General features: G+C 40.0%; 20 protein-coding genes. 17 read left to right on the forward strand and 3 right to left on the reverse strand.

Annotation, left to right across the window (positions count from 1 at the left end; genetic code table 11):
- Positions 1–66: 66 nt before the first annotated feature.
- Positions 67–1,107 (forward strand): [FeFe] hydrogenase H-cluster radical SAM maturase HydE, encoded by a 1,041-nt coding sequence (hydE, locus tag BN6559_RS11355; protein WP_110954820.1) that lies wholly within the window; start codon positions 67–69, stop codon positions 1,105–1,107.
- A 120-nt stretch (positions 1,108–1,227) separates the two neighbouring features.
- On the forward strand, positions 1,228–3,018 hold the full coding sequence (locus tag BN6559_RS11360) for a heme NO-binding domain-containing protein (protein ID WP_110954821.1): 1,791 nt from the start codon (positions 1,228–1,230) through the stop codon (positions 3,016–3,018).
- Between the two features lie 193 nt (positions 3,019–3,211).
- Here the strand turns inward: BN6559_RS11360 and mgsA are convergent, their stop codons facing one another.
- Positions 3,212–3,580, reverse strand: a complete 369-nt coding sequence (gene mgsA, locus BN6559_RS11365) for a methylglyoxal synthase (RefSeq protein ID WP_110954822.1) — start codon at positions 3,578–3,580, stop codon at positions 3,212–3,214.
- Positions 3,581–3,784: 204 nt separating this feature from the next.
- On the opposite strand from mgsA, the gene BN6559_RS11370 reads away from it, so the two are divergent.
- The 5 genes from BN6559_RS11370 (at position 3,785) to BN6559_RS11390 (ending at position 11,496) form a co-directional block, all read left to right on the forward strand.
- Positions 3,785–5,695: a sigma 54-interacting transcriptional regulator gene (locus BN6559_RS11370; RefSeq protein ID WP_110954823.1), complete on the forward strand. Its 1,911-nt coding sequence runs from the start codon at positions 3,785–3,787 to the stop codon at positions 5,693–5,695.
- A 25-nt stretch (positions 5,696–5,720) separates the two neighbouring features.
- Entirely contained in the window at positions 5,721–6,377 is a 657-nt protein-coding gene (gene trmB / locus BN6559_RS11375) for a tRNA (guanosine(46)-N7)-methyltransferase TrmB (RefSeq protein WP_110954824.1), read from the forward strand.
- Positions 6,378–6,504: 127 nt separating this feature from the next.
- Positions 6,505–7,944: a DUF2935 domain-containing protein gene (locus BN6559_RS11380; RefSeq protein WP_199883947.1), complete on the forward strand. Its 1,440-nt coding sequence runs from the start codon at positions 6,505–6,507 to the stop codon at positions 7,942–7,944.
- A gap of 466 nt (positions 7,945–8,410) precedes the next feature.
- Positions 8,411–10,144 carry a DUF4153 domain-containing protein gene (locus BN6559_RS11385; protein WP_110954826.1) on the forward strand — a complete coding sequence of 578 codons (1,734 nt, stop codon included), beginning with the start codon at positions 8,411–8,413 and terminating at the stop codon, positions 10,142–10,144.
- Positions 10,145–10,218: 74 nt separating this feature from the next.
- Positions 10,219–11,496: an L-cysteine desulfidase family protein gene (locus tag BN6559_RS11390; protein ID WP_110954827.1), complete on the forward strand. Its 1,278-nt coding sequence runs from the start codon at positions 10,219–10,221 to the stop codon at positions 11,494–11,496.
- A gap of 100 nt (positions 11,497–11,596) precedes the next feature.
- On the opposite strand, the gene BN6559_RS11395 is transcribed toward BN6559_RS11390, so the two are convergent.
- Positions 11,597–12,529 (reverse strand): YncE family protein, encoded by a 933-nt coding sequence (locus tag BN6559_RS11395; RefSeq protein ID WP_110954828.1) that lies wholly within the window; start codon positions 12,527–12,529, stop codon positions 11,597–11,599.
- A 119-nt stretch (positions 12,530–12,648) separates the two neighbouring features.
- Here BN6559_RS11395 and BN6559_RS11400 point away from each other — a divergent pair, with 119 nt between their 5' ends.
- The 9 genes from BN6559_RS11400 to BN6559_RS11440 all read left to right on the forward strand — a co-directional run bounded on the left by BN6559_RS11400 (position 12,649) and on the right by BN6559_RS11440 (position 20,370).
- A complete protein-coding gene (locus BN6559_RS11400; RefSeq protein WP_110954829.1) occupies positions 12,649–13,821 on the forward strand; it encodes an FtsW/RodA/SpoVE family cell cycle protein in 1,173 nt (390 codons plus the stop codon).
- Positions 13,822–13,933: 112 nt separating this feature from the next.
- On the forward strand, positions 13,934–14,143 hold the full coding sequence (locus BN6559_RS19290; protein ID WP_199883948.1) for a spore coat associated protein CotJA: 210 nt from the start codon (positions 13,934–13,936) through the stop codon (positions 14,141–14,143).
- An 18-nt stretch (positions 14,144–14,161) separates the two neighbouring features.
- A complete protein-coding gene (locus tag BN6559_RS11410) occupies positions 14,162–14,419 on the forward strand; it encodes a spore coat protein CotJB (RefSeq protein ID WP_110954830.1) in 258 nt (85 codons plus the stop codon).
- An 11-nt stretch (positions 14,420–14,430) separates the two neighbouring features.
- Entirely contained in the window at positions 14,431–15,039 is a 609-nt protein-coding gene (locus BN6559_RS11415; RefSeq protein WP_110954831.1) for a manganese catalase family protein, read from the forward strand.
- Positions 15,040–15,308: 269 nt separating this feature from the next.
- Positions 15,309–15,770, forward strand: coding sequence for a (2Fe-2S)-binding protein (locus BN6559_RS11420; protein WP_110954832.1), 462 nt, complete (start codon positions 15,309–15,311; stop codon positions 15,768–15,770).
- Between the two features lie 12 nt (positions 15,771–15,782).
- Positions 15,783–18,041 (forward strand): xanthine dehydrogenase family protein molybdopterin-binding subunit, encoded by a 2,259-nt coding sequence (locus BN6559_RS11425; RefSeq protein ID WP_110954833.1) that lies wholly within the window; start codon positions 15,783–15,785, stop codon positions 18,039–18,041.
- An 81-nt stretch (positions 18,042–18,122) separates the two neighbouring features.
- Positions 18,123–18,773: an HD domain-containing protein gene (locus BN6559_RS11430; RefSeq protein ID WP_110954834.1), complete on the forward strand. Its 651-nt coding sequence runs from the start codon at positions 18,123–18,125 to the stop codon at positions 18,771–18,773.
- 18 nt (positions 18,774–18,791) lie between these two features.
- Positions 18,792–19,652, forward strand: a complete 861-nt coding sequence (locus BN6559_RS11435) for an FAD binding domain-containing protein (RefSeq protein WP_110954835.1) — start codon at positions 18,792–18,794, stop codon at positions 19,650–19,652.
- A 64-nt stretch (positions 19,653–19,716) separates the two neighbouring features.
- Complete coding sequence (locus BN6559_RS11440) at positions 19,717–20,370, forward strand: nucleotidyltransferase family protein (protein ID WP_199883949.1); 654 nt, start codon at positions 19,717–19,719, stop codon at positions 20,368–20,370.
- Positions 20,371–20,393: 23 nt separating this feature from the next.
- Here the strand turns inward: BN6559_RS11440 and BN6559_RS11445 are convergent, their stop codons facing one another.
- Entirely contained in the window at positions 20,394–21,290 is an 897-nt protein-coding gene (locus BN6559_RS11445) for a LysR family transcriptional regulator (RefSeq protein WP_199883950.1), read from the reverse strand.
- Positions 21,291–21,567: 277 nt separating this feature from the next.
- Here BN6559_RS11445 and BN6559_RS11450 point away from each other — a divergent pair, with 277 nt between their 5' ends.
- Positions 21,568–22,734 carry an amidohydrolase family protein gene (locus BN6559_RS11450; RefSeq protein ID WP_110954838.1) on the forward strand — a complete coding sequence of 389 codons (1,167 nt, stop codon included), beginning with the start codon at positions 21,568–21,570 and terminating at the stop codon, positions 22,732–22,734.
- Positions 22,735–22,747: the final 13 nt, after the last annotated feature.

The following is a 22,747-nucleotide window of genomic DNA, read 5'->3' on the forward strand; positions in this document are numbered from 1 at the left end:
CTTTAAAAGAAAATCGTAGCGAATGAGATAAAATATAGGTTATAATATAAGGAAGGGGGGATAACCTTGGATTATCATGAATGGATTGAAAAGGCAGAAAAAACGCATCAGTTGGATAAAAGCGAAATTGTAGCCTTACTAAAGAATGAAGAGTGCCAAGCAGATTTAGCTGCTGCAGCAGATCGTGTGCGTGCAGCTTTCGTTGGTGATGATATACATTTACGTGGGTTGATTGAATTTTCTAATATATGCAAACAAAATTGTATGTATTGTGGGTTAAGACGTGATAATAAAAAGGTGGAGCGATATCGATTATCAAAAGATGAGATTGTAAGTTTTGCGCAAAAAGCGAAGGCTTATGGATATAAAACTGTAGTGATGCAGTCTGGCGAAGATATGCACTTTACAACGAAGCATTTGACGGATATTTTACGTGAAGTGAAAGCACTTGGTTTAGCAATTACGTTGAGTATTGGTGAAAAAACACGCGAGGAATACAATGCTTATAAAGAAGCGGGAGCAGACCGTTATCTGCTTCGCATCGAAACGACGGACAAAGCGCTTTATGAAGAATTAAATCCAGGAATGAGTTTTGAGAATCGTATGCGCTGTCTGCGAGATTTGAAAGAACTTGGTTATGAAGTGGGCACGGGTTGTCTGATTGGATTACCAAATCAAACCGTGGAATCATTGGCCGATGATATTCTCTTTTTTAAATCGATTGATGCCGATATGGTCGGAATCGGTCCATTTATCCCCAATGGAGATACGCCGCTAAAAGACAGTGCGGGCGGAACTTTTCCGATGAGTTTGCGATTTGTTGCGATCTTGCGCTTACTTTTACCAGATATTAATATTCCTGCAACGACAGCAATGGAAACTTTAGATCGAAATGCACGGGTGATTGCTTTGCAGGCTGGTGCAAATGTTGTTATGCCAAATGTAACTGAGGGGGATTATCGTCGTAAGTATGCGCTATACCCAGGGAAAATTTGTATTTATGATACACCTTCGAAATGCTGGGGCTGTATTGGTGGAAAAATTGCCGGTATTGGCAGGAAAATTTCGCAAAATCAAGGCTTTAGAAATAAAGTGCTTTGTAAATGATGTAGATATTCAACAAACGTTTGTTATTAAAATATTCCTTTTAATAGATAAAGAAAAGTATTATAATAGAATCCAAGGTAACTTTTGTTAATTTGGATTTTTTTTTAAAGAGGTGTAATCATGAAAGGAACAATCGTTGGAACCTGGTTGAGTACTGCAAAAAAAATGTGGGGCGAAAACCTAGTGATAGAAGTAATGAAAGAAGTTGGTTGGAAGGGAGATAAGATCTTTTTACCAACAGAAGATGTGGAAGACAGTAAACCTAAAAAACTTGTAGAGTTGGTTGCTCGGAAAATAGGGAAACAACCAGGTGAAGCTTGGCGGGCAATTGGACAAGATAATATTACGACCTTTTTCAGTGTATATCCAGCGTTCTTTCAGAATAAAAATTTATTTTCTTTTTTAGCCTCTATGTACGATGTTCATGTCGAGGTGGTGAAACGTTTGCCGGGGGCAAACCCGCCTGAACTTATTTTAAAGACGATTTCAGAAGATGAAGCGATATTGTCCTACCGATCTAAGCGTGCAATGTTTGATTACTTTCAGGGACTGTTGCTTGGTGCGGCGCAACATTATAAAGAAACGATCGCAACTGATATTATAGAAAAAACGCAAGATACAATTAAAATAAAAATTAAATTTTCGCAGCCAATTACGCGTACGAAGATTTATCGAGTTAATAAAATCCTTGGTTTCACGCACAGTTTAGCGGCGAAGGCTGGAATATTGACAACTTTGGTAAGTCTAGTCGTTGCCCTTCTTTTAAATTTTACTGGCGTTTCCTTGCCATTATGGTCATCTGTTTTAGCGGGAATTATTGCTGCTGTAAGTGTTGGTCAATTGCTCAAACCGATGAAAGCGATTGAGGATGAAATTCAGAGTATAACCGATTATCATTATTTTGAGAGTTTGCAGCTTCAATCCGGTGACGAATTTGAAGTGATGAATCAGCGCATAGAGGATTATAAAAGACGTGTACGCGCTGAATTTACTGGATTTAAAGGAAATAGTGATGAATTAAATCGCTTTGGAGAATCGTTCAATGTTTTAGCGGGGAAGATGAGTTCAACTTCGGATGAAATTACGAATGTTATCAGTGATTTTGCTGTTGCAGCGACCGTGCAGGCAGAAAATACGTCTTCAGCAGTGGCTATTTTAAATGGAAATTTAAGTGCGCTTAAAACAGTCATCGAAGAGCAAGTGGAAAATAATAAAAAACTTGAAGGTGCCGTGGTTGAAATCGATCAAGGTTTCGATAACGTCCAGAAATCTAGTGATAAGTTGAATTCTAGTATGGAGAGATTCACAAAAGTAAAAGAAGCAGTGGAAACATTACAAGTGCAAACGCAAAAAATCACTGAAATTACAGGCATGGTTGCAGCCATTGCCGGACAAACGAATTTACTTGCGCTCAATGCGGCGATTGAAGCGGCGCGTGCAGGGGAGCAAGGACGAGGCTTTGCGGTTGTTGCAGAAGAGGTTCGAAAACTTGCCGAACAATCTCAGGAGTATTCGGAACTCATCAGTACGGATATTAAAGGGATTACCAATACCATTGGTACGGTAGTGGGGTCAGTGGATGAACAATATGAAGTGCTTGCCAATGAAAGCTGCCAATTGAATTCTGTAGTGCGTGACAATACGCAGCATGTTGGAAATATCCGTGGTGTTTCTGAGAATATTATCAATATGATCAGTAAATTGCAGCATGAAATAAAAGATGTCAATGCTGTATATGAGAAAATTGAAACGATTGCCGCTACTTCAGAAGAAAATTCAGCAACAAGTGAAGAGATGAGTGCTGCCGTCGCAGACTATAATGCAAAATTGCAGGATATGCTTGAAAAAATCGGTGAATTTAAAAAGATGGCGCATCATTTTAGCGATGATATTAATCGTTATAAAGTGTAAGGAAAAGGGAAACATAAATAAAAGCAAGTGCAGTAAAAAATTGCACTTGCTTTTTTGTTGCATGATGTTGTTCTCTCAAGGAGAACGTTTCTCAAACAAAAGCCTACGGGTTAACTTTAAAATGATGAAATTGTGTATAATTTGTCTATTGAGTATGGAAAATATGTAATATTTGCTGTAAAATGTAAACGGATTATACTTGTAATGATTTTACAAGTATATGTGCACTTTTTCTATTGGTTGCAAGCGGTACATTATGAACATCGCAAATTCTCAGCAATGCTGTAATATCAGGTTCATGAGGCTGTGCTGTTAGTGGATCACGCAGAAAGATCACAAGATTTACTTTTTCAGTGGCGATTAAAGCACCGATTTGTTGATCTCCACCAAGTGGACCGGACATGAAAGTTTCAATATCAAGGCCGATTTTTTCTTTGATTAAACGGCCTGTTGTAGCTGTAGCTACAAGATGGTAATTCGATAATACATCTTTATGATGTTCTACAAATTCCAGCATTTGTTCTTTCATACGATCATGAGCAATTAAAGCAATCGTTTGCATAATATTACCTACCTTATCATTTGAAAAATTTATTTTTAGTATATACGAAAAAGAGATCTTACTTAAATTAAAGTATAAAACATTTTTAAAGAATGGTAAATAGTAAAGTATTATGAATTGCTATAGTTGACAACGATTGGTACAATATATACATGATAAAAAGAGACGCTTCTATGAAAAATAGCATTATTAGGAGGTTTAGCTATGATTAGAGAAAAACGCAGCAGGATAAAGCTCGCATCGTATTATTCTAAATATATGGAAGAAGGGATTATCGATCCCAATGTACATCCTTGGGTAGCAGAATCTTGGCAGAAAAGTCGAAATAGTCATGTTTCGGCTAAATTTATGTCGACGGAGAACCGACTTTCTGCGTCGCAGTTGGCATTATACCAACAAAAACATAGCAATGCAATTGAATATCTGGAAGAATTCAGTGAGCAGATTAGAGAGTTTTTACAAGACTATAACTTAAGTTTATTGTTAATTGATGCGGATCATTATGTTTTAAAAAGTTATTCCTTGCCATTCTATCAAAAAACACCAGGCGAAATTGAAGGCGTGAGAGTCAGTGTCAACGATGTTGGTACTTCTAGTATCAGTATTGTGCATGAACATAAGACGCCATTTTTATTGTTTGGTCCGGAAATGTGGGTTGAGGAATGTCAGCAGGGTGATGCATGCTCGGCGCCGATTATGATCAATGGAGAGCTTGCTTATATTATTACGTTTGTATCGGTAGAACAAGAGACTTTGCCGCATAATTCTATTATTTCTATCATGCTTACAATCAAGTATGCATTGGAAAAGCATTTAATTGTATCGCTGCGATTAAAAGCACAAGAGGCCATCTTAGATGCTACACCATTTGCCGTATATCATGTTATGCCAGGTGGTGAAGTTGCATATGCGAATAAACTTGGATTGGATCGTTTGGCCGGTATTGGTGTGAAGAAAGAGAATGCAGAAATTTCTAATTTGAGCGATGTTGTTTTGAATTATCGGCATACGCCAATTTATAAAGGATTCAGCGGAGTACCTTCCTATAATAAAGAAGTAACTTGGATTACCAAGGCGAAAACCTATGAGGATATTACAACGGTTGTTCCTCTTGAACGAGATACTGATCAAGCAGTCAGCAGTGTTGTTACAGTTTCTATGCCAATTGAAGATTTGCGTACACTTGTTGCGCATGCAGCGGGATATACAGCGCGTTACAGCTTAAACTCAATGGTTGGTGAAGGTATGACATTTGTTGCGACAAAGGATAAAGCGGCGCGTATTGCGCGCAATCAAAATCATATCTTATTGCAAGGGGAATCGGGTACAGGTAAACAGCGTATGGCGCATGGTATTCATCAATCCAGTGGACGAGCTGCCGGCCCATTGATTTCTGTGAAATGTGGTGATATTACACCGGATCTTTTGGAGCAAGAATTATTTGGTGTTGCGACAAGTCCGGAAATGAGTCACCCTGGCAAATTGGAACTTGCAAATGGCGGGACTTTGTTTATGGATGAAATTGAAAAATTGCCGATTGGTATTGCCAGTATGTTGGCAAAAGCATTAAAAACGCAGACAACCAAACGACTTGGTGAAGATGTTGAACGCCATATTGATGTTCGAATTATATCTGCTTGCGACAGTGATTTAAAACGGTTGACTGAACGTGGTGCTTTCAATCATGCGTTATATGAAATTGTCTCTAAAAGTGTAATTCGCGTTCCTTCACTTAGAAGCCGTCGCGAAGATATTCCTGCATTAGCAAGGCATATTGTGGATGAATTGGCTGCGCAGCATCAAATTGAAGCAAAAGAAATTTTACCAGAGACAGCAGAAGTATTAAAAAATTACGATTGGCCAGGTAATATCAAACAATTACAGGGCGTGATCGAATATGCATTTTTTAATACAGCTGAGAAAGAAATTCGTCCGGAGAATATAAATCTGATGGGGGATATCAAACCGGATAATAGCTGGAAAGAAGATCGTGATGTCTTTGTAAAAGCGTGGCAGGCTGCTGGAGGCAATGTAAGTAGGCTGGCAAATCTTTTAAATGTTAGCCGTGTAACGTTATATCGTTATTTGAAAAAATATGGTTTGGAAAAATCTTAAGATAGATTAACAGGGGGAGCAAGTCTTGCGATTAAGAAAAAAGCCTTGGATTGATGAGGCTATAGTAGAATTTAATGCGTTTGTCTATAAAGAACCGGAATGTATTGAAACGATTGCCCAAAACGGGTGGGAAAAGATGTTTGGGCGTAAAGCACCGCTTTATGTTGAACTTGGAACCGGAAAAGGACGTTTTATTACCCAAATGGCTTTACGTCATCCTGAAATTAACTTTATTGGCATAGAAGCACAGCAGGATGTGCTTTACTATGCTGCGCTCAAGGTCAAGGAATTGGGACTTACCAACGTACGATTGCTGGTGTTTGATGTAAATCATATTGCCTCGTTATTTACTGCAGGTGAAGTAAATCGTTTCTTTATTAATTTTTGTGATCCGTGGCCGAAGGTACGGCATGCGAAGCGACGTTTGACACATGTAAATTTTTTAGAGAAATACAGAAATTTACTCGCCGAATCGGGAGAATTATTTTTTAAGACGGATAATCGTCCGCTTTTTGATTTTTCTTTAGAACAGTTTAAAGCGGCAAAGTTGCCTGTGAGAAATGTTACCTTTGACCTTCATCAAAGTGGAATGGAAGACAATATCATGACGGAGTATGAAGCGAAATTTAGTGGTTTAGGTGAAAAAATCAACCGCTGTGAAGTTGTATTTGGCGATGCGTGAGTGAAGTCAAACTGTATTTCATGGTGTGGGATTTTAGTGGTATCATTGTATAAAAACTTGTAGATATTTATGCAGCCCTTGCATATGATGTAATAGTTGAAAAAACACTGAAATGGAGTGTGAGACTATGCGTCATGCAAGGGCTGTTTTGCCGAATGAGGCTTTGAATATGGAAGAAATAAAGTTTTGGCTGAAAATTATGCAAGAGCATACAACTTTTATTAAAGTTGGTTTACCAAGTGAAGCGAATGATTATATCGAGGCGGTAAAGGAGTTCCATAAAGCTTTTTCTAGTCTATTACAAAAAACAGAGCGATTTAAAAATAATAAGAAATTGCATCCTTTACTTACGGAAATTTCTAGTGTGTTAGTGGAGTTTTGTCATTTTCAACGGAAATTGCTGAGTGATAAAATGAATGCGAAATTAGGTGGTGCACATTATCCATTTTTTTTCGATCATATCATTCGGGAAACAGAATATTTTTTAGTTGTGATTCAGCAGATTGAGACTTCAGATGTCGTCTATAAAAATGTCTCACAGACGAAGGAAATCGTAGTATGGTTGAGATTAATGTCCGATCATGTCAAACTTATATGTCACTACTTAGACCCATCGGAACGTCGGCTGCTAAAAATGTCAATGGAGTACGCGGAATTATTTGATAACTTGGTTTTAGAGGCAAGAGATGTGGCAAGTATGTTATATTGCTATAAAGGTGAAATCGCTGCATTTCGGAGATTTTTGCTAGATGTTCGCTTGGATGTACAGCGTGTTCGTGATTTTAAGCAAATGGCAGCAGAATTGATCTCGGATTGTCGTTTGCTTAGTATTATGAGTGTAGATTTAGTTGATCATATGAAACGAGAATCAGAGCATTTCTTAATGGTATTAACGATGATTGAAAAAGGAATGGTCAAACATTGCCCAGAAGTTTTTCAAGATGATGCAGAGGGCATGAATCTCAATACCCAGGAACGTTTGGATGAAGAAGTTATCATAAAGGATTTTGAAGATGACGCGGAGGAAACAGACGATCATGCAGAAGAACTTAGCTTTGCAGGAGAAGAACGGATAAAAAAAGATATGGCAGAACAGTATACAGATACACCCAAAGCAGTGGAATTGGGTGAAATAGGACTGATACCGGAACAAGAAAATATAGCAGAGCATTGGGAAGAAGAGCCGCTTGTCGCGATTATGCCGATGGAAAGCGAAGAAAATACAAGAATTCGTGAATCCGTTGAGGCATCTGCGGAGGAGAATGTCAAAGACGTTTTAAAGGAAGAAAAAGAAATCGCACCTGAACCAGAAAAACCAGCAGAAAAAAAAGCATCACCAAAAGAACCAGAGCCAATAAAAGAACCGGTTGTTTCGGTACAGGATATAGATTCTCAGGCAGTGGAACCGGTTGGAGAAACCCCTTTAGTAATCCGGGAAAAAGTGTATGCTAAAGCAAGCGATTATAAATATATGCCAAGTAAATATGCGGGAAAAACGCCGGCAGAAAGAATAAAGGAAAAATATCAAAAGACACAAAATAAAATTCGTCCTCTAGGGAAAAAATAAGTCGCACATTGTGCGACTTATTTTAGTGTGTAGACAAACTATGGACAGATAGGTTGCGGGTCGGCGATAAGCACTCATCTGCGTTGTTACAGCAAGGTGCTGCTCGTCGACAGAAGTACGACTCCTTCACAACCCCTTGCTGCGCCTAGCATCTGAGTACTTCTCACCAACCGGCAACCTATCTTCGTACTAGTTTATAAGTGGAACGAATTTCGGTTTTTTCTAAGTTATCAACATAAATATATGATTTGTCTACAGTCTGAAATAAGTCGCACATTGTGCGACTTATTTCAGACTGTGGATAAACTATGAAGAGATAGGCCTTGGGCCGATCGTTTTATTTTTATGGCTAAATCCATATAGAAGTCTTTCCTGCAAAGGTATTTTTTATTGTATGGCGAATGACTTGTAGATACAAGAATTTTTGTTCATTTTTGTAAGCGTTGCATTGTTATGGAGGTAGGATATGGGAAAGCGATTGATTGAAATTTGCAAGGTTTTAGCAAATAAATTTATTTCTAGCAGCAAACGGTTTCCGGAAACAATTTTATTGTCAGCCGGTATCGTTCTTCTTTTATGTATTGAAAACCATATGGCCGGTTCATTAACTGAGGAACAAAGGGAACTCATATATCGGACTTCTCTGATTTTCGGTTTAGGTATTCCAATCACACTTAGTATAAAAGTTTTTCTTGAAAGAAAGCCAATGTTAGGAAAGCTGCAAAAAGTGTTGTTATATCTTTTGGCGATTGTCGGACTGGTTCTATATCATAAATTTTTATTGAAAGATATGGAAATCATACCGATGATTAGATATCTGGCTTTGAATATTACGTTTTATTGTACGTTTCTTTTTATCCCTTATTTTTATAAGCGAGAAAATTACTCGTTGTATATTGTTGATATTGTAACAAAGTTTTTCAGTGTTTACTTATATTCATTGATTTTGTTTACAGGCTTGGCGGCGATGCTGGGAATGATTCATGCGTTATTTTCTCTGGATATTTCGGATAAGGTCTATATAGATATCGGTTTTATCGTCGCAGGGATTTTTGCACCGATTTTTTTCTTAGGTGATTTGCCGAAACGTGATGAAGAACTCACATCGTCTTGTTATCCTAAGGTGCTTAAAGTTTTATTATTATATGTTGTGACGCCGCTGATGATTGCGTATTCGATCACATTATATGTATATTTTGCAAAAATCTTAGTCACAATGCAATGGCCGGAAGGCATTGTTGCGAATTTGGTCATGTGGTATGCTTTGCTGGGGATTGTGGTTACGTTTCTTATATATCCGCTTCGCGAAGACAATCGTTTGGCAAAAGTTTTTATACGATGGTTTCCGATTTTTGTGATTCCTTTGATCGGGATGATGTTTGCCGCATTAGGAATGCGTATTCAAGCCTACGGGATGACGGAAAATCGCTATTTTCCTTTCGTGACAGGATGTTGGATTACAGCCTGTATGCTGTATTTTAGCGTGGTAAAAAAGCCGAGAATGATTGTTTTGACAATTTCAATCGCGGTACTATCTGTATTGTCTGTCCTAGGCCCATGGAGTTGCTTCTCTGTAGCATCATCCAGTCAAAATGCAAGGCTGGAACGTATTTTGGAGAAATATGATGTTGTGCTGGATGGTAAAATTCATAGAATATCAACAGATTTTTCTAAGGAAGATAAAAAAGAGATTGTCAATATCATTGACTATTTTGATCGCTATAAAAAATTGCAGGAAGTTGAGGTACTCCCAGATGGTTTTACAATAAAGCAGATGCAAGCGGTATTTGGTTTTGTGCCTACGAGACGACATGACATATATTTTGTTCATAAGATTGATAGAGTAAATTACGCACTGGACATAAAAGATTTTGAGTATTATATTGAATTTATATTGCCTAAGGTGGAGTTGCCAAACGAGGATAGTAGCGTGTCAATTACTTATACAAAAAGTAGTGGTGATATTCAGATTTTAAGAGACCAGCAAGTTATTTATGAGGGTAATGTGAAAGAAGTAGCAATGCGAATTCACCAAAACCATCAGGATGGTTCAACGCTGAAAAGGAAAGAGTTGATAATTATGGATGAAAATGATAATATTCGAGTTGGTTATGTATTAAAAAATATTTCGGGAACTGATGATGACGGCGATATCGAAATTTATGACATAAGTTTTTCAATGTTAATTAAGTTAAAATAGGCAAATTATTTACGGGAAATAATCTAAAATGATGAATAACAGGGTTTTTATTTTCGCATGCTTGGAGGGCACAAATGAAAAATAAACAAATTGTTGAGGCAATGAAAAAGGGTTTGGTTGTAGCTACAGGGTGTACGGAGCCAGTTGCAATTGCTTATGCCGGAGCTGTAGCAAGAAGTTTTGCAAAAGGAGAAATTGAACGAATTGAGTTATTGGCTAGTCCAAATATGATAAAGAATGCATTTGTTGTCGGCATTCCAGGAACTGAGTTGACTGGATTAAAATATGCGGTAGCAATTGGTTCGATGTGTACAGCCCCAGAAAGAAAACTTGCCGTACTGGAAGGCGTGTCGAGAGTGCAAGTAGAGATGGCAAAGCAATTGGTAGATGAAAATAAGGTAGTATTGGGGAAGGCTGATTTACCATATAAGCTTTATTTAGAAGTTACATTGAAAACGACGATGGATATTGTAAAAGTGAAAATTATTGGTACACATACGAATGTAACGCAAATCGTTAAAAATGGGAAAATTGTTTACAATGGTGGTTGTAATGATGGCTTAGAAGAAAATGATACGACGAAATATTCCTTTGATCTGAAAGACATATATACTTTTTGTTTACAGGTGGATGTACAAGAGCTAGATTTAATTAAGCAGGCGATTGTGTTAAACTCCAGTATTTCTAAGGAAGGATTAGAAGCGCAGTATGGGTTGGCCGTTGGCAAGATGATACAGACCAATATAGGCAAAAAAATTCTTGCTGATGATATGATCAATTATGCCATGATGATTACTGCTGCAGCAAGTGATGCTCGCATGGCAGGGCTTAGCTTGCCGGTCATGAGTAATTCTGGCAGCGGTAACCAAGGGATTGCGGCTACAATGCCAGTTGTTGGTGTGTGGGAGAAAATGGAGAGCAAAGATGAAGAAGCATTAATACGTGCTTGTGCACTTAGTAATTTGGCTACGATTTATATTAAACAGAAATTTGGCGTATTGTCAGCGTTATGCGGTGCTGTAGTAGCCGCTTCCGGCGCGGCTTGCGGCATAACATATCTGCTTGGTGGTGATTTTGAGCAAATTGAAAATGCCATCCATAATACACTAGGAAATGTCGCAGGTATTGTTTGTGATGGTGCAAAATCCAGCTGTGCACTGAAAATCTCTACTTGTACCAATGCTGCGATGCAGGCATCACTTTTAGCATTGAATCATTTGCGCATAAAATCAAACGAGGGAATTGTTGAACAATTAAGTGAAAAAACAATTGATAATTTTGCTGTACTTGGTAATGAAGGCAGTGAAACAATTGATAAACTTATTTTAGATATGATCATTCATAAAGAATAAAATAAGAACAGGTTGTAAACCGAGGACAAGCATGAGGCGGTAAGCACGTATCTGCAAAATCTTGTTGAACTTGCCGCCGGATGATAGCCGTGGCCTTTATCTAGGCTAAGACGCTTAACATATTTGCAAATTCACAATTGCTATTACTAATGGACAACAGGCGTTGATTGATTAAATCAATCACAGATAAATCGGCAAACATATTGCTTGTAGCGATTGCGAATTTTGGATTCGGCAGAAGATAAAGATTTGTAATGGAACGTCCGAGGGGGAATGCACCGATAATTTGATCCATATTTAAGTCAATCACCGTTATGGAACAACTGTCTTCATTGATTATATAAGCATGATTTGATGCGGAATCGATGGCAATATTACAAGGATAGGCATGCAAAGCTTTTGCCGTTTCTGCGGACTGAAAACTAAGATAAATCGGCAATGCGTTTTCTTTAAATATAGCTAAGCCTTCACCGTGGAGTCTACTTTCTGTATATGTAACGAGAAGCTTTTCATGATGAATCGAAAGATTGGTTGGAATTGCTTCCAACTGGTACTCTAAGATAAACTCTCCATCGGGTTTAAAAACTGCGACACTGCCGCTTTCTTTTGCTTCCCAAGCCGTGTAAATTTTATGATTTGCACAAACGATACCAACGCAAGTGGCATTGTCTGGCTGTGCAATGGGGGCAATTGTCAATGTAGTCATATCCAGTCTTTGTAAAACAGCTGTTTGATCAATGAAATAAATGGTTTGAAAGTCCGGTGCGACTGTACATTGAAGCGGAGCGGGAAAATCAACTGGCAGACGATAAAGTTTATAATTTGTTAAATTTATGATAAAGACGGAGCCATTATTTTCGTGTTTGGTGATGAGACATGCTTTTTGCTGTTCTCGGTTGTATTCCAGTAGGATTGGGGTATGATTTTCTGGAATTTTTATTTGCGTTAGAATTCCAGATGTTTTTTGATCAATCAACAAAACCATGTTTTTTAAAAGATCGATCACAAGTATTTTATAAATGCACCACTCCATAGATTTCACCTCTTTTTTACATTCGCAATCCTATTATATGCAAGAAATGTTCATTTTGCTTATTAGAAAAAGATTTTTTCTGTTATAATGAAAAAAAGAAATCATTTGGAGGCTTGATAATGCCAAAGTCTAGGTTATGGGTCAGTCACACCGAAGCGGTGTTATGTATTATGTTTATGTTGATTTTAATAGGGACAGTGAATATTTTTAGTGCAAGTTTTGTAAAAGCTGGTATGGAGTATCATGATACCTATTATTTTTTGAATCGTCATTTAATGAGTTTGACCATTGGATTTACTTGCATGCTTGTAACGATCAAATTTGATTATAAAAGATGGCGTAAAATGGTTCCATTAATTTTAGCTTTAACGATTGCAGCGTTGGTGGCTGTAGATCTTGTTGGGATAGAAGTAAATGGATCACGACGCTGGCTTAATATTGGCATGCAGTTTCAACCCTCTGAACTTGCCAAACTTGCGACGATATTATTTATGGCTGCTTATCTGGGACCGAAAATTGATAGACAAAATAATATTTCTATGTTTACGCGACAAATGGGAATTATAACAATCATGGGATTCTTAGTTTACAAACAGCCGGATTTAGGGACTGCGGCAATTATTGTTGGGATCGCATTTTTTATGCATATTCTTGCTGGTATGCATAAGGAAGAGGCAGTTTTATTATCTGTCTTGGCTGTTATGGTCGCGGTTATTTTGACCTTTTCAGCCTCGTATCGAGCCGAGCGTGTCTGGGCTTGGTTTGATCCATGGGCGTATCAAGGAGATAAAGGATATCAAACCGTACAATCAATTATTGCGATTGGTTCGGGTGGTTTTTTAGGTGAAGGTCTTGGGATGGGGACGAGCAAATTTTACTATTTACCGGAAGCCCATACGGATTTTGCTTTTGCAATCTTGTGTCAAGAGATGGGCTTTATTGGTGCACTTTGTGTATTCTTTTTATTAGCAGCAATGGCCTGTTACAGCGGGAAAATTGCAAGGCAAGCACAAGATGGTTTTGGAAAGATGCTTGTCATTGGAATTACGATTTTAGTCGTTGGACAAGGTATTGCCAATATTGCAATGGTTTCCGGTGTTCTACCGGTTATAGGGGTGCCGTTACCATTCATTAGCTATGGCGGTACATCACTCATTATCAATATGACTGCGATGGGAATCGTTGTAAATGTCGGTAGGCAGGCAGCAAAAAAACAAGCACCGGGACCAAATGGCGGGGAAAAATCTGCACTGCCAAAACGAAGCTTTAGATTATTGCGTAAGGGCGCATAAAAATAGAGTCCGTCAATTTATGATGGACTCTATTTTTATGCCTTTTTGAGAAGTCACAAAGTCTGTTAACTTCACATAATATATAGTAATTTAATGAGAGGAGGAACTCTTTATGGAGGAAGAATTGCGACCTTGTATCGATGATTGTAATTGTAAAGAAGATTTGCATGTGATAAAAAAACACAAAATGTGTTCGAATAGAATGCTAGCTCATTCTTATATGAAATGGCAAAGTTATGAAAAAGCGTTTTGCCCACGCGAGGCTTTAATGAAAGGAACTTTATTTCCTGAATTATGGGGTGTATATAGAATTCCTAAATAAGAGATGGGGTGATTTATAATGATGTGTGAAAAGCAGGCGACAATGCTTGCTAAAATTCAAGAGATGGAGTTCATTGCGATTGAACTTAATTTATATTTAGATACACATCCATGCGATGATGAGGCATTGTGTGATTATAATCGCGCGGTAGAGGATTCACGATGCTTGGTAAGAAAATATGAAGCTGAATTTGGACCACTTTATAATTTTGGGTTAAGTGCAAATTGTGAAGATGTATGGCAATGGATTAAAAGCCCATGGCCCTGGGAAATATAGGGGGGAATCAAATGTGGATTTATGAGAAAAAATTAGAAAGACCAGTTTGTGTTAGCTGTCCGGATGTCGCTTTTGCAAAACTTGTTGTTACGCAATATGGAGGGCCGAATGGCGAGTTGTCAGCGTCGCTGCAATACATCAATCAACGTTATTCTATGCCAACAAATAAAGCACGCGCGCTTTTAACAGATATTGGAACGGAGGAGCTTGCGCACCAAGAGATGATTGCCACTTTAGTCTATAAATTAACAGAGGGTGCCAATCCAAAGGATTTCGAAGCAGCAGGCTGGGGCGCGAATTGGGTACAGCATGGCTGCGGTTTGTTCTGGACTGATGCGGCTGGCGTACCATGGAGTGCAAAATATGTGTCTTGTCTAGGCGATCCAATTGCCGATCTTACGGCAAATCTGGCGGCGGAGCAAAATGCACGTGCCACTTATGAACATTTAATTGCAATGACTTGTGATCCAAAAGTAAAAGATATGCTTCGCTTCCTGTGGCAACGTGAAGTTGTACATCTGCAGCGTTTTGGCGAAGCGCTTAATGATATGGAAGAGTGGATGTGTAAATGTAAACGCGTTTGGACGGGAACCGATGCTAAAGAAGATGAAAAAGTGTAAACTTGCATATCTGTATCTTCGGTATCAAAGAAAAGTTAGAATTTAGTTTATGATATAAATTTTATATTCAGTGATTTAAAATTAATATTTTAAATATAATGCAAAGGGTGTTATAATTGCATCAAGAAAAAGATATTGCGTTTGCTGTTTACAAAATGCACACAAGGCCGTGTGAAGTCAAAGACTTCACACGGCCTTGTTATTTTTTATCGCAAGAGATTGGATGATAAGTAAGACATTCGGAAAGATAGTTTGGAGGGAACTCGCATATGAAAATTCATTTTACGTTAAATAATGCGCCCGTTTTGGTGGAAGTAGAACCACATCGTCGAGCCATTGATATACTCAGAGAAGATCTGGATCTCACGGGAACAAAAATAGGTTGCGGTGAAGGCGACTGTGGTGCATGTACCATCATTTTGGATGGTAAAACTGCAAATTCCTGCTTGGTTTTAGCGCCGCAACTTGATGGAAAGACCGTTTTAACAATTGAAGGGATGGGAAGTTACGATAAACTGGATGCGCTGCAGCAAGCGTTTATTGATGAAGGAGCTGTACAGTGTGGATTTTGTACGCCGGGGATGCTGCTGTCAGCAAAGGTGTTGCTTGATCACAACCCAACACCGAATCGGCAGGAGATCATGGAATCAATATCCGGGAATTTATGTCGTTGTACAGGTTATGCAAAAATTGCGAATGCGATTGAAAAGGTTTGCGGAGAAGGGGAATAAGGAGGAAGTAACATGTCAGAACTATTCGTAGTAGGAAAATCCGTAATTCGCAAAGATGCATTAGATAAAGTCTTAGGGAAAACACGCTATAGCGCAGATTTGAAAATGCCGGGGATGTTGTATGCGAAAGTGCTAAGGAGTACAGTTGCACATGCGTTTGTTAAAAAAATCGATGTTGCACAAGCGAAACTTTTGCCTGGTGTGCACGCTGTGCTTACGGCGAAAGACGTCCCGGGGCTGAATGGACATGGGATTATTTTTAAAGATGAGCCGGTGCTTGTAGATCATAAAATTCGTAAGATTGGTGATGCCTTGGCAGTCGTTGCGGCTGAAACGGAAGAAATCGCGCAAAAGGCATTGCAGCTTATTGCGGTTGAACTCGAAGAGCTTCCCGTAGTTGCAGATGCCGTAAAGGCAATGCAGGTAGATGCGCCAAAAGTTCATGGCGACAGCAATATTTTGGCCTTGCGTAAGATCGTGCAAGGCGATGTTGATGCAGTATTTAAAACAGCTGAGATTCTTGTGGAAAACGAATATACAACGCAGATACAAGAACACGCGTATATTGAGCCAGAGGCGGGAATCGCCTATATGGAAGATGAGGTTGTTGTCGTCAAGGCATCTACACAAAATACACATTTCGATTGTCGTGAAATTGCGCGTAATTTGGCATTGCCGCAAAGCCGTATACGAATGATACAAGCGCCGACAGGTGGCGGCTTTGGTGGAAAACTCGACATCTCGGTGCAAATTTATGTAGCATTGCTGGCCTTTAAAACTCACCGTCCAGTCAAACTTGTATATTCACGGGAAGAATCTATTATTACTTCTTCTAAGCGACATCCATGTGTCATCAGGTATAAAACTGCTGCCGATAAAACGGGAAAACTATTGGCTGTAGATGTACATGTTGTTGCCGATACAGGTGCCTATTCCTCCTATGGGCCGGCACCGATTACCCGTTTGGCGGTACATGCCGCAGGCCCCTATGAAGTTCCAGCGGTTAGAGTATATGCTTATACCGTTTATACCAATAACCCTACTGCGGGTGCTATGCGTGGTTTTGGTGTACCGCAGATTGCATTTGCCTACGAGCAGCAGATGGATATGATTGCAGAAAAAGCAGGCATTTCTCCACTGGAAATACGACTCCGCAATACATTGAAGAAAGGCAGTATGACATCAACTGGCCAAGTTATGGATATACAAGGGACAATTGCTGATACCTTAGTGCCAGCCTACGAAAAAGTGAAAGCAAGCAAGAAACGGCAATTGCCGTCACATAAAAAACGGGGCGTTGGAATGGGCTGCTTATATTTTGGGATCGGCAATACAGGACAGCCAAATCCCGCAGGCGCATTTTTAGACGTGATGGAGGATGGAAGCGCGCATTTAATGGTAGGCGCTGCTGATATTGGGCAAGGGTCTAATACTATTTTGGCACAGATTGTGGCGGAAGAACTGGGCATCGATTTTAAAGATGTAAAAGTTACGTCGGCTGATACGGGAGTTACACCGGACGGCGGTGCATCTTCAGCCAGCCGTCAAACTTATATCTCGGGCAATGCGGCACTAAAATCTGCTCAAGTTGTAAAGAAAATGCTGTTAAATGAGCTCGTAGCATGGCAAAAAATCTCGCTGGAGGAAGTCGAATTTAAAGAGAAGTCTGTTTTTATTCAGCAGAAGCAGACGAAGATTACAGTTGCACAATTGATTACTCGTTGCCGGTCTAAAGGTTTGATGACGATTGGTCATGGCTGGTATAATCCAACGACAACAGCATTGGATGAGGAAACCGGACAAGGTAATCCATATGAAGTATATTCGTTTGCCAGTCATGTTGCGGAAGTAGAAGTCGATACGCAGACAGGGCAAGTGGAGGTAACGCGCATTGCGGCAGCACATGATGTTGGGCAGGCCGTTAATCCATTGCATGTAGAGGGACAGATTGAAGGTGGTACGATTATGGGCGTCGGTTATGGTGTATATGAAGAAATAAAAACGGCCGAGGCCAGTATAAAGACGCCATCGTTTGCTACGTATATTATCCCATCCTCTATGGATGTTCCGGTTGTAGATACAATTATTGTTGAAGAAAACGCCAATACGGGTCCTTTTGGAGCCAAGGGGTTGGGTGAGCCGCCATTGGTTGCACCGGCAGCTGCAATTGCCAATGCGGTATCGCAAGCCATTGGTGTCAGAATCAGCGCTTTGCCGATTACACCAGAAAAAGTTCTGAAAGCGTTGCAAAAGAAAAACGGATTACAATAAATAGAAGATGCATGCAAGCGATTTTATATGATTGGCTTTTGACACAGTAAAATATGTTGGCAAAAATGAGGTGAGATTAAAATGTCACAGCATACGATGCAACCGTATGTATTGCAAACGATCGATAAAGCACAGCAGGAGAGCATAGAAAGAATCAGACCTTTGTTATCGGACTCTGAGAGCAAATCTGTGTTACCCACGCTGGATGAAATTTTGGGGATTTTTGCTCAAAAGCAATTGCCGCAGGCAATAATCGCTCATAGCATAACAGTTGCCTATGTTGCAGTTTGCATTGCCGGCTGGCTGAAGGCAAGCTGTAAATGTATAAAGATTGACCTGCCCAAATTGGCGGCTGGTGCTTTGCTGCATGATATCGAAAGGCTTCAGCCTAACCATGCAAGCAGAGGCGCGGATTTTGTTGTGGGCATGGGATATCCTTCTTTAGAACCGATGATCGCAGTGCATATGGAACTTATATTTTTACCCGGTCAGGCACTTGGAGAAGAGGCAGTCTTATATTTGGCAGATAAGATTTGTCAAGGTTCGGAAATTATTTGCTTGGAGTCCCGTTTGGTGCAATGTATACAAAGGTATGGCGACTTGCCTAATATACGGAGAAAGTTTAAGACGGCATGCATGATTCGTGACCGTATCGTGGAAACGATAGAGACAACCAATATTTTAGCAACTGAAAAAATACTGTGGGAAACGATGATGGCAAAAAAAATGTAGGACTAGGAGTGTGATCCTATGGGATATCAATATATAAAATCGCAAACGATTGCGCAGGCTGTTGATGCTATGATGCAATCCCCTGTTCATCATCTGTTAGCGGGTGGTACGGATTTGCTGGTGAAAATGAAGTTAGGCCGCATTACAGCAGGTACATTCATCGACGTAAGCGATGTAAAGGAATTACAGCAGATTACCTTGGATAACGGTATCATAACGATTGGGGCGGCCGTTACCCATACACAAATCGCCGGCTCACAAGTTATGCTGAAGTCTGCACCTGCGCTTGCCGCGGCATCGGCATCCGTGGGTTCACCGCAAATTCGAAATCGGGGTACGATTGGTGGAAATTCCGGCAATGCTTCACCGGCGGGTGATACGATACCAGCATTACTGGCTTATCGTGCGGAAGTCTGCATTGCTGGCGCGCGAGGCATCAGAAAAGTTCCGCTGCATCAATTTTTTATCAGACCGGGGAAAACCGTGCTGGAAGCGGATGAATTGATCGTAAGCTTTTCATTTTCTGCCCAGCATAGGGGGCAAGGCAGTGCCTTCGGAAAAATTGGACAGCGAAAAGCACTTGCGATTTCGATTGTAAATGCAGCCTCTTTTGTTGCTGTGGATGCAGATCAAATTGTAACACAAGCCAGAATTGCATTTGGCTCTGTTGCGGCTACCCCGATTCGGAGTTTGGCGGCGGAACGAGTATTGGTTGGTAAAAAACTTACGGATGATAACATTCGAGAAGCTGCAAAAGCAGCCGGCGCAGAGATCAATCCGATTGACGACTTGCGTTCAACCGCCGAATATAGAAAAGAAGTAGCAGCCGTGCTGGCACAAAGAACTCTGGAACGTAGTAGGAATTGCTTGTACGCGTAGTGCGGCATTTGGTGCAAAGAAACGTTGCATAGGCAAAGGCATGATGAAAGAAAGGGGAATTTGCATGTTGACGAAACGTAAGGAGTTAAGACGGATAGCCGGAATTGTTGTAGCTGCAGGCCTATCTAAACGGATGGGGCTATTTAAACCATTGATGCCATATACACATGGCAGTATGATCGAAACTACCGTAACGAAGCTCCAACAGGCCGGCACAGATAAAATCATCCTGGTCACCGGGTATCGGTCAGCGGAAATTGCAGAGCGGTTTTTACACGCAGAAAATGTTTTACTGGTGAAAAATGAGCAGTATCTATATGGTGATATGCTGGAATCTGTACAGCTGGGATTAAAAGAAGCTGTAGATTGTGATGCAGCCTATGTTATGCCTGGTGATATGCCGGCTATAGCAGTAGAGACGTTTTTAAAAGTACGTCATAGTATGGAACAAACAGGGGCAAAAGTTGTATTTCCGACTGTTGCAGGCAAAAAAAAGCATCCGCCATTCATCCGTAATGCCTGTTTTTCGACAATCTGCAAGTTTCGTGGAGAAGGCGGACTCAGAGTTATTTTAGACAAATTTTCAGCGGAAACTGCACGCGTGCCGGTTGAGGATATTGGATGTACGCTGGATGCCGACACATGGAAAGATTATATGCGGCTTTTGGAATATCAAAAGCAAAGAACCATCCTTGCTATGCACGAGCAGGTTACCTAGTGATGTCAGCATTGACAAGTTTTTTATTCACTGGTGATTTGTTCAATGAATTTCCGTGGCAGTGATGAAAGTGTTATATTTTTTTTCGTAATCAGATAAATCTGTGAGTCAATAGAAGGATGTTCAATTTTTTTGATGCGTAAAGATTTTTTATTCTCAAATAACATGGCGGAGGTATAAGGCATAATTGCGATGCCAATATCCGCATCTGCAAGGTAAAAGGAAGAACCGATATAATCGTTTTCGCAGACGACTTGTAAAGAGATATTCTTTTCTTCGCATAAGTTATCAAGGATTTTTTTGTAACGACGATGTACAATCAGCGGTTTTCCGATCAGATCTTCTAAGTTGATGCTGTCGTCTTTCGTATCTGCCAAAAACTTTGTTGAACCGAGTGCAACAAAAAAATCTTTTTCATTCTTTTCGAGAAATGGATTCTTTACAGCTATGATCTGATAGCGTTTTTGGTTGAAAGGGGCGCGGACGAAGGCGAAGTCGACAAGGCCGTTATCAAGTAATTCAATAGCCCGAAAGGTATTGCATTCATGAATCTTATAGTTGACATCGGGATATTTTAGTTGGAAATCATGAATGCTTTTAGGTAAAATAGAGCCGCAAACAGATGGAATTGTGGCGATGTTGATCGTGCCGAACATTTCTTTGCCAATATTTTGCATAAGCGAAATGGATTGATTGGTGAGTGCTAAGATTTGCATGGCCTTATCTTGAAAAATTAGGCCTTCGCTCGTGATATGCAGTGTATGACCTTCGCGGCTAAAGAGCTTTACTTGTAATTCCTCTTCTAATAATTTGAGCTGATAGCTTAAAGGTGGCTGGGACATATTGAGTTTTGTGGCTGCCATTGTCATGTTGCCGGTTTCGGCGATTGCCAGAAAATATTCCAATTGCTTATACGTCATAAAGTTTCCTCCATAAGTTAGATTGGTAATGCAATATGGATCGATCATGAATTGGAGACAAATGTTAATATAATTTTTATATAATGTGATTTAATTTTAATATTTTTCATATCAAATGTATAGTGTTATAATTAAGACATAGTTTAAAACAAAAAAGCATATTTTATTAATTTTGCAGTGCACACAATGCCGTGTGAAGTCAAGGACTTCATGCGGCTTTTATTTTTGCCTTGTGCGAAGTGAATTTTGTATATTGAAATTTTGGAGGGACTTTACAATGGGAAAAGTGCTGATTAAAAACATTGGAACGATTGTGAGCGGTAATATCGATCAACCGATTCTTACTGGGGATTCCATTCTGATTGAAGATCACAAAATTGTTTCGATTGGAAAAAACCTGACGGCAGGTGCTGCTGTACAGGTGATTGATGCGAATGGGACAACGGTAATTCCTGGACTGTTTGATTCTCATGTTCATACGACTTTGGGTGATTATGCGCCAAGGCAAAAAACGTTGGATTATATCGCCAGTGCCTTGCATGGTGGAGTCACTACGATGATTTCGGCGGGCGAATGTCATACACCCGGACGGCCAAATGATCCGATTGGGACAAAAGCACTGGCGATTGTCGCAAGCAAATCTTTTTATAAAGCACCGCCAGCAGGTGTTAAAGTACATGGCGGCGCATTGATTTTGGAAAAAGGGCTGACGGAGCAAGATTTTGCTGATCTTAAGGAAGCTGGCGTATGGTTGGTTGGAGAAATTGGGCTTGGCAGTGTAAAAAAGCCAGAGGAAGCTGCGGTGATGGTGGAATGGGCGCATAAATATGGATTTAAGGTGCAAATGCATACGGGGGGAACTTCTATTCCGGGTAGTTCTACGGTAAGCGCATCTGACGTTATGGCGACAAAGCCTGATGTGGTATCGCACATTAATGGCGGGCCTACCGCAATCTCACCGCTGGAGATTGATAAGATTCTTGAGGATACTACACTGGCTGTGGAAATTGTACAATGCGGTAATCCTAAAGCAGCACAGCATGTGTTCAAAAGAGTAAAAGAGTTAAACGCATTTGATCGTGTGATCTTTGGTAATGATGCACCTTCCGGCACGGGGTTGATTCCTTTAGGTATTCTGAGAAATATCTGCTTTGCAGCATCCATTTCTGATGTAGCACCAGAACAGGCGGTCTGTATGGCAACCGGCAATACCGCGAAAGTATATGGGTTAAATACTGGAGAGATCGCGCCAGGGAAAGAAGCAGATCTTGTATTGATGGATGCGCCGATGGGGTCGATTGCCGAAGATGCGCTGCATGCTTTCGCCACTGGCGATATTCCCGGTATCAGCATCGTCATGATCAATGGCAAGGTTTTGGTAAACAAGAGTAAAAATACGCCGCCTGCCAAAAAAGCAGCCATAGTAATACTCGACATAGCGTAATTGAGAGGATGAT

The sequence above is a fragment of the Massilibacillus massiliensis genome (genome assembly GCF_900086705.1).
Lineage (GTDB): Bacteria > Bacillota > Negativicutes > FLKF01 > FLKF01 > Massilibacillus > Massilibacillus massiliensis.

Excerpts from the sequence above, each read along its gene's own strand:
- BN6559_RS11410 (WP_110954830.1), top strand. The coding sequence starts at position 14,162 with ATGATGTGTGAAAAGCAGGCGACAATGCTTGCTAAAATTCAAGAGATG.
- BN6559_RS11430 (WP_110954834.1), top strand. The coding sequence starts at position 18,123 with ATGTCACAGCATACGATGCAACCGTATGTATTGCAAACGATCGATAAA.
- BN6559_RS11440 (WP_199883949.1), top strand. The coding sequence starts at position 19,717 with ATGTTGACGAAACGTAAGGAGTTAAGACGGATAGCCGGAATTGTTGTA.
- BN6559_RS11390 (WP_110954827.1), top strand. The coding sequence starts at position 10,219 with ATGAAAAATAAACAAATTGTTGAGGCAATGAAAAAGGGTTTGGTTGTA.
- BN6559_RS11450 (WP_110954838.1), top strand. The coding sequence starts at position 21,568 with ATGGGAAAAGTGCTGATTAAAAACATTGGAACGATTGTGAGCGGTAAT.
- mgsA (WP_110954822.1), bottom strand. The coding sequence starts at position 3,580 with ATGCAAACGATTGCTTTAATTGCTCATGATCGTATGAAAGAACAAATG.
- BN6559_RS11445 (WP_199883950.1), bottom strand. The coding sequence starts at position 21,290 with ATGACGTATAAGCAATTGGAATATTTTCTGGCAATCGCCGAAACCGGC.
- BN6559_RS11395 (WP_110954828.1), bottom strand. The coding sequence starts at position 12,529 with ATGGAGTGGTGCATTTATAAAATACTTGTGATCGATCTTTTAAAAAAC.
- BN6559_RS11380 (WP_199883947.1), top strand. The coding sequence starts at position 6,505 with ATGCGTCATGCAAGGGCTGTTTTGCCGAATGAGGCTTTGAATATGGAA.
- BN6559_RS19290 (WP_199883948.1), top strand. The coding sequence starts at position 13,934 with ATGGAGGAAGAATTGCGACCTTGTATCGATGATTGTAATTGTAAAGAA.
- BN6559_RS11435 (WP_110954835.1), top strand. The coding sequence starts at position 18,792 with ATGGGATATCAATATATAAAATCGCAAACGATTGCGCAGGCTGTTGAT.
- BN6559_RS11385 (WP_110954826.1), top strand. The coding sequence starts at position 8,411 with ATGGGAAAGCGATTGATTGAAATTTGCAAGGTTTTAGCAAATAAATTT.
- BN6559_RS11360 (WP_110954821.1), top strand. The coding sequence starts at position 1,228 with ATGAAAGGAACAATCGTTGGAACCTGGTTGAGTACTGCAAAAAAAATG.
- BN6559_RS11370 (WP_110954823.1), top strand. The coding sequence starts at position 3,785 with ATGATTAGAGAAAAACGCAGCAGGATAAAGCTCGCATCGTATTATTCT.
- BN6559_RS11425 (WP_110954833.1), top strand. The coding sequence starts at position 15,783 with ATGTCAGAACTATTCGTAGTAGGAAAATCCGTAATTCGCAAAGATGCA.
- BN6559_RS11420 (WP_110954832.1), top strand. The coding sequence starts at position 15,309 with ATGAAAATTCATTTTACGTTAAATAATGCGCCCGTTTTGGTGGAAGTA.
- BN6559_RS11415 (WP_110954831.1), top strand. The coding sequence starts at position 14,431 with ATGTGGATTTATGAGAAAAAATTAGAAAGACCAGTTTGTGTTAGCTGT.
- BN6559_RS11400 (WP_110954829.1), top strand. The coding sequence starts at position 12,649 with ATGCCAAAGTCTAGGTTATGGGTCAGTCACACCGAAGCGGTGTTATGT.